Here is a 16344-nt window from a genome sequence, read left to right on the forward strand (position 1 = left end):
CTCTACTACCCCGGCATGGACGTCCTCCCACCGTTCCCCGTCTACGGCACCCTCCGCCTGGACGACCACCCCTTCGAGGAAGTCGCCGACAACCTGCGCGAACGCCTCTCACAACAGGACAAACTCGACCCCATCCCCTACCCCCCCGCTTTTCCCCCCCCCGTCTTTCCGGGGGCGCGGTCCCCCAGAAGCGAAATCGCGCAATTCGCGCATCCACTCACCAGGATGCTGCTCGCCAGTGACGGCTTCACGATGCCGGTCCTGGAGGCGATCCTGCGTACCGAACTCCAGGTGCGGGTGCTGCGACAGGACGACGTCGCGGCCGCGCGGATCCCGGCCGCGGTCACCGATGCCCTGCAGGTGTCGGATACCGACCGGGTCATCGTCCGCCGCTCGTGCCTGATCGATCCCGACATGGTGACCGTGTCGGTCAATCACGTCGTCACCGTCAGTGGTCCGGCCGCGGCGTGCGGGGTGGACGACGTGCATATGCCGATCGGGTACACCCTGGTGTCGCGCGGCGTGCCGCAGCGGCGACAGGTGCTGCGCGCGGGCGTGGCGCGGTGGCCCGACGGCCGCCTGTGCGCCGCGAAGGCGTACATCATCGTGCTCGGCGATCGGCCGCTGTGCTACATCCGGGAATCGTTCAACCCCGACGTGATTCCGCCGGACTGCGCCGAGATCGCTGCCGACGGTGATCTGGCCTGGTCCGACGAACCCGATACCCCCGAACCGGACGCGGCCGACCCGGCGACGGCGCTGTGGGAGTCGGCGGTCCCGCAGGACGAGACGCTGCCCGGCAGCGACGAGCGGCTGCGGGCGCTGCCTCCGCTGGTCGACCCGAGCGACTGCGAGGCGCTGCTCGGCGACCTGGCCGCGGCCACCCGCGGCCGGGCCTTCGTGCTGCACCTCGGCGACAGCGACGACGCGCCACTGGCCTGTGACACCCGTTCGCTCGCCGCCCGGCGCGCGCTCATCCACGCCGCCACCGCCGTGCTCACCCACGGGCTGGGCGCGGAGGTGCGGGTCGTGCCCGTCAGTCACCTGACCGGCAGCCTCGGCTCGGTCGCGGAGACGCCGGATCCGCTGCTGCAGACCTACTTTCACGCCGCGGCCGCCGTCAACTACTGGCGCACCCGGCACGCGCCGGTCGGGCTGAGCGGAGACCTGCTGCGCCATGCCGCCGACCGGTCCACCGACCTGGTGGCTCGCGATGTGTTCCGCGAGGTCGCCGGGCTGCTGCCGCTGGCCGCGGCCGCGCCGACGGCCGCGCGTGAGCTGTTCAGCTCCATGACGCGGCTGCGGATCTCGCACGAGGCGCCCACCCTGCGGTACGCGGCCGCGCTCACCCGTCACGGTCCCGACTGGTGGGATTGTTCGACGCAATTGGTGTGGATCGGCGAGCGCGCTCGAAATGCCCAGGCGCACATCAAGTTCGCCGCTCGGGTGCGCAACGCGGTGGCCGTGCCGGTGGGGCCGCGGACCACGCCCCGCGAGGTCGAGCGGTTGTGCCTGGAGCTGAATCCGGGCAAACGCGCGGGCCGGCTCACGCTGGTGGCGCGGCTGGGCGCCGAGCCGATCGGCGACTGGTTGCCGGGCTTGCTCGAGGCGGCCGCCGCGCGGGAGACCCCGGTGTGCTGGATGGGCGATCCGATGCGGGCCAGCGGGCGAACGCGCAACGGCAACAGCGGCTCTCGCGTCGGCGAGGTGAGCGCCGCGATCGCGGAGTTTCTCCGCGTTTGCCGGGCGGTCGGTACGGTTCCCGGCGGACTGCATCTCGAATGTGCGTCCGGCGCCGCGGAATTCGACGGATGGGGCGAAACGCACATTCTGCGGAGCGTGATGGCCGCGCTGGCCGAGCTGCGGGCAACCTGACCAGGGCGCGGCGGGTTCTGGGCCGCGGTGTGCTGGGTTGGTGCGCAGCTACATCCGCGCGTCGATGGTGAGTTCGGGCCACCTCTGGGATGATGCTGCCGCACGCGGTGGCGATCGTTGCTATGTTGCTACCCGTGGGCGAGTCGCCAGGTTTCCGGTCGACGGGTCATGGAGGCTGCAGTTTCGACCCCTCAGCGACCCGGCGCGCCGCGGTATTCGCTCGCGGCACGCGGCCGGTATTACGTGTTTTACGTGCCCGCGCTCACTGATCGCTTACCTCAGTTCGCTTGTCTGGAGTCACGTCTTTGACCACACCACAGCCCCCCTCCTACACCACCGCGACCGGAATGTGCCCCGTTCAGCACGCGGCCTCCGGTGACATCGACGACGGGGTACCCATGTACACCCAGGAGTTCGTCGACGACCCGCACGGCGCCTACCGCAACTGGCGTGAGCGGTACGGCTCCCTGGTCCCGGTCATGCTCGCGCCCGGCGTGCCGGCCACCCTGGTGATCGGATACGCCACCGCCGTGCGGATCCTCAACGATCCGGAGCATTTCCCCACCGACCCCCGCACCTGGCAGGACACCATCCCCGCGGATTCGCCGGTCCGCCCGATGATGGCCTACCTGCCCGCCGCGCGATACAACAGCGGCCCCGCGCACGAACGGTACCGGCGGCCCTCGGTCGCCGCCATCAACAACATCAACCTGCACGTGGTGCCCGCCACGGTCGAGCGGCTGGCCCGGCCGCTGATCAACAACTTCTGCGGCAACGGTTACGCGGATCTGGTGACGCAGTACGCGTTTCCGCTCGTGCTCGACGTGATCAACGATATGGTCGGCTGCCCGCCCGACATCGGGACCCGAGTGGCCCAGGGCATGGCCGAGCGGTTCGAGGGCCGTCCCGAGGGCATGCAGACGCTGAAGCGGGCGCTGATGGAACTCATCCAGCTCAAGCGCGAATACGGCGGCAACGACGTCACCTCCGTGCTGGCCGACCCGCAGTACGACCTCAACGACGACGAGGTCTTCGCGCAGCTGATGAGCTTCTACGGCGCGGGATTCGAGGCGCAGCGCAATCTGATCACCAACGCGCTGCGGCTGATGATGACCGACGACCGGTTCCAGAGCCAGAACGTGCTCGGGCGGAACCTGTCGACCGTGGACGCGATCGACGAGGTGCTGTTCAACGACCCGCCGATGGCGAACTTCTGCACCACCTACCCGCGGCAGCCGATCATGGTCGACGGGGTCTGGCTGCCCGCGCACAAGCCGGTGGTGATCAGCCTGGCCGCCTGCAACAACGACCCGGAGATCCGCGGTACCGAGCTGGGCGAGAGCAGCATCGGCAATCGCTCGCACCTCGCGTGGAGCGCCGGCCCGCACCGCTGCCCGGCGCAGGACGTGGCCCGGCTGACCGTGCAGCCCGGCATCGATCAGCTCTTCGACGCCATCCCGGACATGCAGATGGCCAGGGCCGAACAGGATTTGGTGTGGCGGCCCGGGCCGTTCCACCGCGCCCTGGTGGACCTGCCGGTCACCTTCTCGCCGTCGCCACCGCTGCCCGCCATATAGGCCGGACGCCGGAACCCGAGCGCGGCCCGCGCCGACCACCGCCGTCGCGGCCGTGGGAAAAGCGCGGGCCGCGGGGCGGCCGGTGTCCTCAGACCAGGTTGAAGGGCGCGGATTTCGGGAACGCCACCGGCAGCGACACCAGCGCGCGGTGGAACGGGCCCGGCCGCCACGTCAGCTCCTCGACCGGCACGGCGAGGCGGATGTCGGGCAGGGCGTCGAGCAGCTGGTCGATCGCGTCCTGCGCGATCAGGTACGCCACCGAGCGTGCGGGGCAGGCGTGCGGGCCGGCGCTCCACGCGAGGTGTGACCGGTTGCCGGTGCGGTCGCCACCGGAGACGGACGGGTCGGCGCCGACGGCGGCCATGCTGATCACGACCGGTTGGTTCGCCGGCAGCCAGACGTCGTTGATGAGAATCGGCTGTCGCGGGTAGCTGACGCAGTAGTTCGCCAGCGGCGGATCGGTGAACAGCACCTCGTCGAGCGCGTCGCGGGTGGACAGACTGCCGCCCACCAGATCCCCGCCGAGGCGGTCGTTGGTCAGCATGATGCGCAGCGTGTTCGCGATCAGATGGACACCAGGCTCGACACCGGCCGCGTAGAGCGTGACCAGTTGATGCACCATCTCCGCGTCGTCCAGCCCGGCGGGATGGCCGATCAGCCTGCTGGTGATGTCGTTTCCGGGATGTGCGCGCTTGTACGCGATATGTTCCTGCAGGGCCTCGAGCAGCATCCGGTTACCGGCCTCGGCGTCGCCCTGGGCGTCGAACATCATCGCGCTGCCGGTGGCGACCCGTTCGCCGATTTCGGCGGTGCAGCCCAGCATGTGATCGAGCGTGCTGCGGACCAGCGTGTAGATGTACTGGTCGAGCAGATCGGCGTAACCCTCTTCGCAGAACGTGTTGATCAGTCCGATCGCGATCCGCTCGACCACCGTGTGCATGGTGTTCAGGTCGATGCTGTCGATCGCGGTGGTATTGGCCTCCCGATAGCGGTCGTGCTCGCGCCCGTCGGTGCGCAGGGCGTTCGGGCGCCACTCGAGCATCGGCAGCAGGGGGCAGTTCTCCGGGACGGACTGTTGCCATGCCCGGGGATCGGCCGGGAAATGGGCCGGATCGTTGAGGATCTCCAGCGCGGCGCGGTAGCCGATCACCAAGGTGGCCGGCACGCCGGGCGCGAGCATGACGGGCACCAGCGAACCGTGCTGGCGGCGCATCTCCCGGTAGGCGGGATGGGGGTCGGCGGCGAATGCCGATGTGTACATCGAGAATCGCTGCCCCTCGACGAACAGCGGCGAGTCCATGAAGGCGCCTGGTGGACGAGAACCGGTCACAGATGATCTCCAAACGGTAGACAAGACGTAATACGGGCATCGGCGCCCTCCCAGCCGACGACCGGGATGCGTCCGGCACTCGCGGTGAAAAACCCATGATGAGTCAAACTCGTTGCCCCTGAGAACAATTCGGGCAACAGCCCTACATCGTAGCTACCCTCGGAGCATCCCGCAGGCTATTCGGAAATCGGCGGCGATGACCGGCCGGTCCGGACGCCGCCGGAAACGTGGCGACCGGACCGTTCGAAAGGTGATGCGAGGGTCAGGAGGTCAGTAGCACCGGCAGTCGTTTGTGGCCGTTGGAGATGAAACTCGCCACGGTTCCCAGTTCCGACCGGTCGGCCGCCAGACGCATGCCGGGGAAGCGGCGGAATATCGCGGGCAGCGCCACCTCGGCCTCCATCCGGGCCAGCGGCGCGCCCAGGCAGAGGTGGGCGCCGTATCCGAAGGCCATGTGCGCCTTGTTGATTCGCGTCACGTCGAATTGGTCGGCGGTGTCGCCGTGCACCTTCGGGTCGCGATTGGCCGCGGCGTAGGACGCGAGGATCGGTTCGCCGCGGCCGATGTGGACGATGCCGTCGGCGGTCTCGATATCGATGTCCTCGACGGCGTACCGCAGCGGCAGATGCGCGACCGGCGCCTCGTATCGCAGCACCTCCTCGACCAGATCGTTCTTCCAGTCGACCGCGCCGGAATTCAGCTGCGCCAGCTGGTCGGGCCGGGTCAGCAAGAGGAAGATCGCCTGATCCAGCAAATTCACAGTGGTCTCGTGGCCGGCGCTGATCACCAGCAGCAGCGTGTCGACCAGTTCCTGCTCGGTCAGCGCCGAGCCGTCCTCCTCGCTGCGGTGCGCGATGAGCACGCTGGTCATGTCGTCGCCGGGGGTGCCGCGGCGGTATTCCACCAGTTCGCGCAGGATGCGCTGCATCTCGGCGAAATTGGCCTGGGCCTGCTCGGCGGTCAGCGAGGTGTCGAAGATGCCGTCGACGCAGGTGCGCAGGCCGGGATTCAGCGACTCCGGTACCCCCATCAGCTCCGAGATGACCCGGATGGGCAGCGGGTAGGCGAACTCCTCGCGCAGGTCTACCGCCTCGCCGGGGGGTGTCTGCGCGAGCCGATCCAGCAGGTCCTGGGTGATCGCCTCGATGCGCGGGCGCATGGCGTCGGTGCGCCGCTGGGTGAACGCGGGCTGGACCAGCCGGCGCAGGCGGGTGTGGTCCGATCCGTAGGCGGTGAACATGTTGGTCACCGCCACCCAGGTGAACAGGCCCCAGGCAGGGGTGATCCGGCCGTCCTGGAAGGCGGGCCAGTGCTGCCGCGGGTCCTTGGATACGCGCTTGTCGCGCAGCAGGTCCCGGAGGATGGTCTGGTCGGTCACGGACCAGGCGCGCACCCCGTCGTGTAGCGCGACCGCGGTGACGGGACCCTGCGCGCGGATGCGGGCGGACTCGCCTTGAATGTCCAGTCCGTCGGGATTCAGGACGATCGGGTGCGACACAGACTCCAACATCGGGAGCTCCTTACTGGCTGAAGCCGGACGGTTGCGGGTCCGGCGGTGGGAACGTCACCGCAAAATCATTGCCCTGTAGCATCTTTCGGGCAACGGTGTTCGATCCTACGCATCCGCCGCCGGTCCCGCAGTCCGAACGGCGGACCGGCCGGATCGCCGCATCGGTGAGCGGTGTCACAGCCTTTCGAACTTCAAACCTGTTGGTACGCAACGCGGGCGGGTATCGCGACAGGTGTGGACGCAGTGCGCGTCCGCGTGACGAGTCCCGAGAGGATGATCGACAATGAACACCTCTGATCCGGTGACCAGAGACCATCGACCGATTCGCGTGGCCGAGTGCTTCGGCTCCACGACCTCCGCGCACGGCGTCATGGCCGTGTGGGCGCTGCTGGTCGCCGCCGCGGCTATCGGCCTGCTGCTGCTGTGACGCCGGGGTCGCCGAGTTCGGCCAGGCGCGCGGAGATGCGCGCGTCGGTACTGACGATCGGCGACTCCTCGCCGACCCAGGCGTCGCCGCCGAAATAGGCGTGGAAGATGTGCTCCGCGGTCCGGGTCGCCAGCGCCTGGGTGGACAGGGTCGGATTCGGGCCGCCGAGCGAGTTCGGCAGGGCCGAATTGTCGGCGATGTAGAGCCGCCGGACCGAGCGCGCCTGTCCGTCGGAGTCGAGCACGGAATCGGTCGGCGAGGCGCCCATCCGCATCGACGAGTGCACATGCAGCAGCAGCGGCGCCCAGTCCATCCGGTAGACCTTCCGCGCACCGGCCGCCCGCATGATCTCCGCGGCGCGGGCGGACATGAATTCCCGGTTCGCCAGCGTCCGCGGATCGCGTTGCCGCCGTGCGACATCGATCTTGGCGGGGGCGCCGTTCTCGTCGGCGGGGAACAGCGAGAGGCTGATCCGGTTCCGCGGTTCGACATGGTCGTCGGTGAGGACCAGGAAGTTCAGCAGATGGTCGATGCCGTCGGAGAGCAGTTCGGTCAGCTCCGCGCCGACCAGCCGCCCGGCCGGGCCGTCCCAGGGACCGAGCGGGCCGCGACCGTTGTCGTAGACGCCGCGAATGCCGCTGTCGGACAGCGACAGCGAGAACGCCTGGATGGCGGGGGTCAGCCCGACATTCTCGATGCCGCCGTGCCCGGGGAAGTCGATGCGGGCCGAGGAGTTGGCGCCCTTGGAGTTGCCGGTGTACTCGTCGAAACTGCCGACGACCCAGTCCAGGAAGTGGTCGGTGTGCCCGCGGCCCACCCAGTCGTTGGGGTTGGGCAGCCCGCTGTTGAGCCACAGCCGCGGGCTTTCGGTCGCGCCGCCCGCGAGCACCACCACGCGGGCGTCCTCGGTGAACCGCGCGCCGCCGGTGTTGTCGCGCCAGGTGACGCCCGTCGCCACCAGCTCGCCGCCGCGCTGTTCGGTGTGGATCTGCTGCACGAAGCTGTCGGCGAGCAGTTCGACGGCCCGGCCGCCGGGCCGCACCGCGTCCGCCGCCAGGCCCAGCGGCACGTAGCTGTTGTCGGTGGAGCGTTTGGCGGCGCGGTTACGGGGCGCGCGCACGGGTTCGTAGCAGCCCTGGAAGCAGTGGCCGCAGAAGGTGCAGCCGGTCGCGTCCGGATAGGTCAGCAGGTCGGCGCGGTCGCTGCGGCCGGCATTGCCGCCCGGCTGCAGGATGGCGTTCTGCTGGGGCCGGAACGAGGCCTCGGTGGTCGTGCGGGTGGTCTGTACGGGCAGTCCGAGGTTCTCGCACCCGCGGAACGTCAGACTCTCCTTGGTGCCCATCGCCGCGGTCTGCACCGGCAGCGTCGCCTCCACCCACTCCAGGTAGGGCACGAATTCCGCGTAGGGGAACGGGAATTCGTGCGCGCGGTCGTAGGCGGCCGCGTCGGGGCCCGAATAGCCTTGGAAGACACCGGGGTAGGGGCGCGGGCTGTTGGCGAAGTAATGCGCGGTGGTCCCGCCGACCCCGGCCAGTTGCCAGGCGTAGACGTTCGACGCCCACTCCCGGAACCATGCGGGCTTGCGCCGGTCCTGCGGGCCGAAGCGCAGGAAGCCGTGGTTGGGATTGTTGGCGTCGTTCTCGGCGTGCGACCACTGCTCGCTCGGGGCGGCATGGCGCGGGCCCGCCTCCAGTAGCAGCACATCCAGGCCGCGCCCGGCCAGTTCGGCGGCGACGACGGGACCGCCGCCGCCCGCTCCGATCACGATGACGTCACGCATTCGCGGGCACCTCCGTGCGGCCCTGGTAATAGCCGATCAGCTCGTCGTGACCTTCGACCAATCCGTCCGGACGGTATCCGGTGAGTTCCCACGACGGTGGCCGACCCACGACGGTCCGGGCCACCGGATCGAACATCGTCATTTCCGAATGCACGGCGAAAGCCGTGCCCTCCAACAGGATTCCGCCCGCGAACCGCAGGAAGCCGCTGGCCGAGCCGCGCAGTGGCCCGGGCAGTCCGCCGTCGATCAGCGAGACCAGTGCCGGCAGTGGCCGTTCGAGCAATTCGATCACCCGGCACTTGTCCGGCAGGCTCAGGCGCGCGAACGGCGACCCGAGCGGCCCGACCAGACTGCCGGGCGCGATCAGCAGCGCACCGAACGTCAGCACGAGCCCGACCAGGAGCGACAACGGCAGTGTGCGATCGGAATAGGCGAAGCCCAGCATCTGGTCCAGGGTTCGTCCCTGCTGCGGTGTCACCCCGAGCAGCGGGGGCGCGGGAATGCCGAGATCGGTCAGCCCGGCCGCGAGCGCGGCGGCCAGCGGCCTGGTCAGCTGGTCGCCGGTGGCGAGGTACTGATCGAACAGCGCGACCGTGAACTCGCCGCCACCGGCCTCGATCGGGCCCGGTCCGGGCCGCGACACGCCTTGCGCGCGGGACCATTCGTCGGCCCCGGAAATACCATCACGCACACGCCGCGCACCGAGTCGAGGACCAACGCCTCGAATGCGCCGAGCGGGCCGGGAGACCGGGCGCCGACCGGCGCGGGCGCCGCCGCCCCGCCGAGGCTCGCGGCGGTCGCGAAACCCGCCGCGTACCGCAGGAAGTCGCGGCGACCGGCCGCTGTGAATGCCGTTTCCTCGTCCGACATGGTGACTCCTGATCGCACCGAGGATGAATTGCTGTGCGATCCAGGGAAAGACGGTACGGGCGACGGCGCGGCGGGTTCGTCGAAATTATGTGGTGACGTTTCCCCGCGCTGCCCGCGAACTATGAAGTGCACCAAAGACTTCAGCGTCCGCGGGCAGTCCTCTCGAGGCGCGCTACGGGGTGGAGTAGCCGATCAGCGCACCCAGCCCCGCCCCGATGGGGACGGTGACGAGGGCGCCGACGCCGCCGAGGAAGAAGCCGATCACCGCGCCGATACCGGCGCCGATGAGGGCGCCGACACCCGCGTTGTACTGCTTGCGGGCCAGCGTGTCGGCGGCTTCGTCGATCGACTGCGCCGTCTGCGCGGTGGCCGATTGCGGTGTGAGAGTGAGGGTGCGGCCGTCGTTGTCGATGCGGGGGGTGATCCCGACCGCTCCGGCGGCGGTCTGCAGGCCCAGCGGCACGACCGCGACGGTGGCGCCGGCGGCGTCGGTGAGCGCGATCGAGGCGGCGTCGGGCGCGGCGACGAACCGTCCCGACTCGACGGTGGTGGTCACGCCCAGGTGGTCCGCGGTCGGCGCGGTCGTGTAGCCGATGCCGTGATCGCTTGCCCGCACGGCGATCTCGCCCGCGGGTACCGGTTGGGCGTGGACGACCCCGGCGGTGGCGACGGTGGCGCCGATCGCGAGTAGGGCCGCGGCGGCGAACTTGTCGACTGTCATCGATTCCCCACATTCCGTCGGCAGCGTTCGTGCCGACACATCCCCTGAATGGCCGTGCCCGGCCAGACATTTCGTTCGGTCACCGAACCCGGCGACCGGATGCCGATACTACCGTCCGGGAACGACGCGCGCCTGTTCGCGCGGACGCCGCATTGTGACATCGCGGCGCTCTCGCGGCCCGCGATTGGGACACCTCCAGCGTTGACCGGATCCGGCGTTCGCCAAAGGAAATATTTCGTACCAATGAACGCCGTACCGCCCCGACGTCGAACGAAGCCGTTGTGACAGTGACCGATCCGAACCCGCCGGACATGCCGCCGCGCCGCGTGCAGCCGTCCGCCGTGGCAGTGCTGCGGCGGAACTTCTCCGACACGGCGCTGTCCGCCGTACGCACCTTCGGCCGCGCGGTGGGCATCGCCGCGGAGGCGGTGCTCGGCGCGGTCGCCGACCTCGTGCGCGGCCGATTGCACTGGCGCGAGGCGATCGTGCAGGGCTGGTGGCTGGTCACGGTGACCGCGATTCCGGCGATCCTGATGGCCATCCCGTTCGGCGTCATCGTGTCGGTGCAGGTCGGCAACCTGATTCGCACGCTCGGCGCGGATTCGCTGCTGGGCGCGACCGGCGGGCTGGGGGTCATCAAACAGGGCGCGCCGCTGGCGACCGGGTTCCTGCTCGGCGGAGCGGGCGCGGCGGCCATCGCCGCGGATCTGGGCTCGCGCACCATCCGCGCGGAAATCGACGCGCTGACCACCATGGGCATCAATCCGGTGCACCGCCTGGTGATTCCGCGGATCATCGCCATGCTGGTGGTGGCGCCGCTACTGAACGTGCTGATCATCTTCGTGGGCGTGCTGGCCGGATACACCGTGGCCGTCGGTGGCCAGAACGTCACTCCGGGTAGCTACTGGACCACGTTCGGATCGTTCACCACGCTCGCCGACGTCTGGATCTCGCTGGTGAAGGCGATGATCTTCGGATTCCTGGTGGTGGTGATCGCCTGCCAGCGCGGTCTCGAGGCCGAGGGCGGGCCGCGCGGGGTGGCCGACGCGGTGAACGCGGCGGTGGTGCTGTCGGTGGTGTCGATCGTGCTGGTGAACCTGGTCATCACGCAGATCACCGCCATGTTCCTGCCGACGAGGCTGGCCTGATGACGGCATCGAGCTACGCCCCCAGGGGATTCCGTCGGCTGCGCCGCCGCCGGTTCGGCCTGTCCCGGATCGAGTCGCTCGGCTTCGTGCTGGCCTTCGCCTGGCAGGTGCTCGCGGCGATCCCGCTGACGCTGCGGCGCTACGGCGCGGAGACGATGCGCGCGATCTCCAATATGACCTGGGGCGCGGGTTCGGTGATCGTGGGCGGTGGCACGGTGCCGATGATGATCGTGCTCGGCCTGGTGATGGGCGCGTCGGTGGCGATCGAATCCTTCGCCACCCTCGACATTCTCGGCATGGGCCCGGTCACCGGCATCGTGTCGGCCTACGCCATCACCCGCGAGCTGGCGCCGATCGCGGCGGCGGTCGGCTTCGCCGGTCAGGCGGGCTGCCGGATGACCGCCGAGATCGGGGCCATGCGGATCAGCGAGGAGATCGACGCGATCGAGGCGCTGGGGCTGCGTTCGGTGCCGTTCGTGGTGACGACCCGGGTGATCGCCGGAGCGGTGGCGATGGTGCCGACCTTCCTGATGGCGCTGATCCTGTCGTATCTGGCGTGCCGGGGATTGATCACGCTGGTGCACGGGCAGTCGGCGGGGGTCTACGACCACTACTTCTTCCAGTTCGTCTCCGGCTTCGACGTGGTCGCCGCGGTGCTCAAGGTGGGAATCTTCGCCACCGTGGTCATCCTGGTGCACTCCTACTACGGGTTCTTCGCCGCGGGCGGTCCCGAAGGGGTGGGAATCGCGTCGGGGCGGGCCGTGCGTGCCAGTTCGGTGGCGATCATCGCCATCGACATGGTGCTGTCGATCATGCTGTGGGGCATCGACTCCGCGGTCAGTTTCACGGGGTGAGCGCCGATGCCGAACTATGGGATTCCCGGGGTGGCCGTCGACCGGCGCCGTGCGCTGGCCGTCGGTGCGCTGGCCCTCGCGCTGGTCGTCTTGGCCGCGCTCGTGACGACGGGATATCGCGCGGTGCGGGAGGAGCCCGGTCTCCGGATCATGTTGCGCACCAGCCGCATCGGGGACGGTGTCACCGCGGGCACCGAGGTGCGGCTCGACGGCGTGCGAGTCGGCCGCGTCACCGGCATCGCACCCGGCGAGCGCGGTACCCAGAACATCGCGCTCCGACTGGATTCCGCGCGCTTACCCGGCTTGGACGCCAGCCTGCGCGTGGACTACGCGACCGGGAACCTGTTCGGTATCAGCGAGATCGAGCTGCGCCGCGGGCCCGGCGGACCGCCGCTGCGGCCGGGGACGGTGCTGAATCTGTCCGCGTCCGACGCGGTGTACGACGCCACCATGGGCAACCTGCTGCGCAGCGTGTCGCAGGTCGGTGACGCCGTGCTCACCCCGCGCATGGCGACGCTCCTCGCCACCCTGGCCGCCGACATACGGGCGTTCACCCCGTTCCTGGAATCCGTTGTCACGTTGGCCCGCACCGTCACCGAGGTGCAGGATGTGCCGCTGTCGCTGATCCTGGGCCGCTTCGGCACCACTCTCGACGGCGGTGGCGACTTCATCGATTCCCTCGTCGATCTGCTCGACCGCGTGTACCGGATCCAGACGCTGCGCAACGATCGCGTACGCATCGACGGCGGCATCTCGATGGTGATCGATCAGCTGCTGCCCGAGGTGGCACGGGCCCTGCGCTACGCCGAGACCGGCTTCGCCGGCTACACCGACCTGGCGATACCGGTGTTGCGGGTGGTGGCGCAGGCGGTGCCCGAGTCGCGGCGGTCCGGCGCGGAGCTGCGCGAACTGATCGATCGGATGGGTGCCGTCCTGCCCGACACCCCCGGCGGCCCGGTGCTGCAGGCCGACGTGGACCTGCGCAATATTCCCGTGCTCGCGGCGCCGGCGGCCGCGCTCCCCGACGGAGGTGGACGATGAGGACGATGCGCGGCGCCGCCTGGCGGTTCGCCCTGTTCGCCGCGGTGATCGGGCTGTTGCTGGCCGCGATCGTCTCGGTGATCCGGCAGCCGGTGGACGGCGAAACCCGTGAATACACGGCGCTGTTCACCGATGTCAACGGCCTGCGCGCGGGCGACGAGGTACGGCTGCGCGGCATCGCCGTGGGCCAGGTGAGAACCATTGCGCTGCAAGGCGACAAGGCCAGGGTGGGATTCGATCTCACCACCTCGACACCGTTGTTCGACAACAGCACACTCGCCGTCCGGTACCAGAACCTGGTGGGACAGCGCTACATCGACGTGCAGCACGCGCCCGAGCCCGGCGCGCCCCTGCGTCCGGGCGCGACCGTCGGCGTCGCGCACACCGTGCCCTCGTTCGATGTGACCAGCCTGTTCAACGGGTTGAAACCGGTGCTGGCCACGCTGTCGCCGGAGCGGCTCAACAAGTTCACCGAAAGCATGCTCGCCGTGATCGAGGGCAACGGCAGCGGTGTCGGCCCGGCTCTGGACGCCATCGGGGAGCTGGCCGGCTACGTCACCGACCGTCAGCAGGTCATCACCACCTTGATACGCAATATGTCCCAGATCAACGACAAGATCGGTGGCGCGTCGGCGCCGTTGATCACGCTGCTCGGCAACGCGGCCGATATCTTCGATTCCCTGCAGCGCAATGTCGTCGGCCTCATCGACTTCTCGCTCACCGCGCCGCCGGTGCTGCGCCCGGCCGACAGTCTGCTGTCCACGCTGGGTTTCACCGAGAACGACAACCCCGACATCGAAGCCGTTCTGCGCCTGCTGATCCCGGACCCGCAGCTGGTCGTCGACGTCCTGAGCCGGCTGCCCGCGGCGCTGGCCGCGCTCGACGCGTCGATACCGCAGCGCATTCCGGGCTCGTCGCCGTGGTGCAGCAAGGGAACGGCGGCCGTGCCGCGACCGTTGCAGATTCTTCTCGACGGAGGGCGGGTGTCGATATGCAACGCCTGACCCGGACGGTGCGCGGGCTCCGCTACGGTCGCGACGAGATCAGCACGCGGCGAAGGGAATTCGGCCTCGGCGCGCTCGGCGCGGTCCTGGTGGCGCTGGCGCTGCTGGTGACCGCGGCGGTCTACGCGATCCCGTTCGGCCACACCACCTACACCGCCGAACTCGCCGAGGCGGAGACCGTGAAAGCCGGTGACGACGTGCGGCTGGCCGGTATCTCGGTGGGCACGGTGGACGCACTCGACCTGCGACCGGACAAGGTGATCATGCGGTTCACCGTGGACAGCGACGTTTTCGTCGGCAGCGAGACGACCCTGGACGTGCGGATGCTCACCCTGGTCGGCGGGCATTACGTGGCACTGTTCCCGGCCGGGACGAAACCGCTTGGTAGCCGGGCGATTCCGGCCGACCACGTGCGGCTGCCGTACAGCCTCATGGAAACCTTCCAGGACGCGGTGGACCCGGTCCGCGGCATCGACGGCGGCACCCTGCGCGAGAATCTGACGGCTCTCGCCGACTCGCTCACCCAGGCGCCCGGCAGTATCCGGGACATGCTCACCGGCGCCGAGCATCTCGTCGACGTCCTGAACCGTCAGCGCACCGACGTGTCGAAGGCCATCGCTGTCGCCCAGGAATATCTCGGCGTCGTGAATCTCGGAAAAGGTCAGCTGCGCCGGATGATCGAGAAGATCACGCTGCTGGAGACGCTGCTCGGGGACAAGCGGGCCGAGGTGCGCGAGGCCGTGCAGCTGCTGCGCTCGGTGTTCGGCCGCGTCGCGGCCCTGCAACCGTCCTGGGAGACGACGCTGAAACCGATGGCCCGGCAACTGGCCGACGCCATCGACGAGCTCGAGGGCATCGGCGAAAAGCTCGGCGCCCTGGTCGATTCCGTGCACGGTATCGGAGAGCACCTGACCGGACTCGTGCTGCCCGACGGCCGGGTGCAGGTCGGCGATCCGGCCGCGACCGTGGTGGCCGAACAGCCGATCGATACCGGGACACTGCTCGGGCAGATCTGCGTCCCGGTCCCCGGAAAGGCTTGCTGATGTTCCGACGACACCGGACAACGGCTCCGCACAGCGTGCTCGGTTCGCGGGCGACCATGTCGGCGGCCGGGGCGCTGGCGCTGGTCGTGGTCGCCGTGGTCGGCTATCTCGTCGTCGCGAATCCGTTGCGCGAGAAGGTGTCCTACTGCGCGCTGATGCCCGACAGTGTCGGGCTGTACCGAGGCAACCACGTCACGATGCGCGGCATTCCCGTCGGGACGGTCACGGCTGTCCGGCCCGCCGGAGACAAGGTGCGGGTCGACTTCGCCGTGGACGCCGAGCATCCGGTGCCGGCCGATGCCGCCGCGACCACGCTGTCGCGCAATGTCACCACCGACCGCGACCTGGCCGTGCTGAACAGCGGGACCGTCCTGGATCGGTGGGATCCGGCACAGTGCCTCACCCGAACGCTGACGCCGAAAAGCCTGACCGAGACCCTGCACGCCGTGGCGGAGTTGTCGAAACAGCTGCTGGGCCCCGAACCCGAGCAGAACGACGAGATCGGCCGCCTGGTCACACAATTGAACGCGGCGACAGCGGGCACCGGGCCGCAACTCAACGCCGTCATCGGCAAGCTCGGTGCCGCACTGGACCATCCGGATGCGGCCATCGGCCGGCTGTCCGGCATCATCGACAGCCTCTCGGCGCTGGCCGACAGCGTCTCCACGCACTGGGGCACCATCGACGCGATGGTGCTGGGGCTGGAGCAGATCCTGCGTCAGGTCAACAACGAACTGTTCAGCGAGACCACCGTCATCATCGATCACTTCCGCCGAGTTCTGCCCATGCTCAACGACATCACCACGATGTTCGGGGATCCGATCTTCCTGCTGCTGGACGCGTCGGTGCCGCTGATCCGGTTCCTCGGCGCGCATATCGCGACATTGCGGCAGATCCTCGACATGGTTCCGGTGATCACCGGCGCGTTCACCGCGATCCTCGATCCCCGCACCGGCGCGCCGGGGCTCACCTTCGCGCCGCCGCGGGTCGCGATTCCGACGCCCGAAGCGGAGAAGATCTGTGCCGCAGTGGATCTCGTCGAACCAGGCAGGTGTTCGGCCGCCGTCGGCATGGCGAACGTCGATCTGGTGCGGATGATCCTGGCCTCGGCGGGCGCCCGATGAGGCGCGGGTTCGCGGGCCTGCGCCGAGCGGGATCGGCTGC

The 16344-nt window shown here is 69.3% G+C and carries 14 protein-coding genes; 9 read left to right on the forward strand and 5 right to left on the reverse strand.

Annotation, left to right across the window (positions count from 1 at the left end):
- On the forward strand, nucleotides 1–1875 hold a 1875-nt coding region (locus tag QH470_RS18855), incomplete at its 5' end, for a 3-deoxy-7-phosphoheptulonate synthase (RefSeq protein ID WP_280273703.1).
- A gap of 305 nt (nucleotides 1876–2180) precedes the next feature.
- Nucleotides 2181–3452: a cytochrome P450 family protein gene (locus QH470_RS18860; RefSeq protein ID WP_342228452.1), complete on the forward strand. Its 1272-nt coding sequence runs from the start codon at nucleotides 2181–2183 to the stop codon at nucleotides 3450–3452.
- 88 nt (nucleotides 3453–3540) lie between these two features.
- Here the strand turns inward: QH470_RS18860 and QH470_RS18865 are convergent, their stop codons facing one another.
- On the reverse strand, nucleotides 3541–4752 hold the full coding sequence (locus tag QH470_RS18865) for a cytochrome P450 family protein (RefSeq protein ID WP_280273704.1): 1212 nt from the start codon (nucleotides 4750–4752) through the stop codon (nucleotides 3541–3543).
- A gap of 292 nt (nucleotides 4753–5044) precedes the next feature.
- Nucleotides 5045–6292 (reverse strand): cytochrome P450 family protein, encoded by a 1248-nt coding sequence (locus QH470_RS18870; RefSeq protein WP_280273705.1) that lies wholly within the window; start codon nucleotides 6290–6292, stop codon nucleotides 5045–5047.
- A 283-nt stretch (nucleotides 6293–6575) separates the two neighbouring features.
- Here QH470_RS18870 and QH470_RS18875 point away from each other — a divergent pair, with 283 nt between their 5' ends.
- Entirely contained in the window at nucleotides 6576–6719 is a 144-nt protein-coding gene (locus tag QH470_RS18875; protein WP_280273706.1) for a hypothetical protein, read from the forward strand.
- Here QH470_RS18875 and QH470_RS18880 read toward each other — a convergent pair.
- The 3 genes from QH470_RS18880 to QH470_RS18890 all read right to left on the reverse strand — a co-directional run bounded on the left by QH470_RS18880 (nucleotide 6697) and on the right by QH470_RS18890 (nucleotide 10090).
- Nucleotides 6697–8499, reverse strand: coding sequence for a GMC oxidoreductase (locus QH470_RS18880; protein WP_280273707.1), 1803 nt, complete (start codon nucleotides 8497–8499; stop codon nucleotides 6697–6699). The two genes, QH470_RS18875 and QH470_RS18880, sit on opposite strands and share 23 nt — an antisense overlap.
- The gene (locus QH470_RS18885; RefSeq protein WP_280273708.1) at nucleotides 8492–9190 is read right to left on the reverse strand and encodes a hypothetical protein; all 699 of its coding nucleotides are present in this window, start codon (nucleotides 9188–9190) and stop codon (nucleotides 8492–8494) included. Before QH470_RS18885 ends, QH470_RS18880 begins: the two co-directional genes overlap by 8 nt.
- Before the next feature lie 351 nt (nucleotides 9191–9541).
- Nucleotides 9542–10090, reverse strand: a complete 549-nt coding sequence (locus tag QH470_RS18890) for a DUF8020 domain-containing protein (RefSeq protein WP_280273709.1) — start codon at nucleotides 10088–10090, stop codon at nucleotides 9542–9544.
- 311 nt (nucleotides 10091–10401) lie between these two features.
- Between QH470_RS18890 and QH470_RS18895 the strand changes: the two genes are divergently transcribed.
- The 6 genes from QH470_RS18895 to QH470_RS18920 are packed head-to-tail and all read left to right on the forward strand — an operon-like array spanning nucleotide 10402 to nucleotide 16304.
- The gene (locus tag QH470_RS18895) at nucleotides 10402–11238 is read left to right on the forward strand and encodes an MlaE family ABC transporter permease (RefSeq protein ID WP_280273734.1); all 837 of its coding nucleotides are present in this window, start codon (nucleotides 10402–10404) and stop codon (nucleotides 11236–11238) included.
- Complete coding sequence (locus QH470_RS18900) at nucleotides 11238–12092, forward strand: MlaE family ABC transporter permease (protein WP_280273710.1); 855 nt, start codon at nucleotides 11238–11240, stop codon at nucleotides 12090–12092. The genes QH470_RS18895 and QH470_RS18900 overlap by 1 nt, the downstream gene beginning before the upstream one ends.
- A gap of 6 nt (nucleotides 12093–12098) precedes the next feature.
- Nucleotides 12099–13133: an MlaD family protein gene (locus QH470_RS18905; protein WP_280273711.1), complete on the forward strand. Its 1035-nt coding sequence runs from the start codon at nucleotides 12099–12101 to the stop codon at nucleotides 13131–13133.
- Nucleotides 13130–14137, forward strand: coding sequence for an MlaD family protein (locus QH470_RS18910; protein ID WP_280273712.1), 1008 nt, complete (start codon nucleotides 13130–13132; stop codon nucleotides 14135–14137). Before QH470_RS18905 ends, QH470_RS18910 begins: the two co-directional genes overlap by 4 nt.
- Nucleotides 14125–15180: an MlaD family protein gene (locus tag QH470_RS18915; RefSeq protein WP_280273713.1), complete on the forward strand. Its 1056-nt coding sequence runs from the start codon at nucleotides 14125–14127 to the stop codon at nucleotides 15178–15180. The genes QH470_RS18910 and QH470_RS18915 overlap by 13 nt, the downstream gene beginning before the upstream one ends.
- Entirely contained in the window at nucleotides 15180–16304 is a 1125-nt protein-coding gene (locus QH470_RS18920) for an MlaD family protein (RefSeq protein WP_280273714.1), read from the forward strand. Before QH470_RS18915 ends, QH470_RS18920 begins: the two co-directional genes overlap by 1 nt.
- Nucleotides 16305–16344 lie beyond the last annotated feature (40 nt).

The organism is Nocardia wallacei (assembly GCF_029868745.1).
Taxonomy (GTDB): Bacteria; Actinomycetota; Actinomycetes; order Mycobacteriales; family Mycobacteriaceae; genus Nocardia; species Nocardia wallacei_B.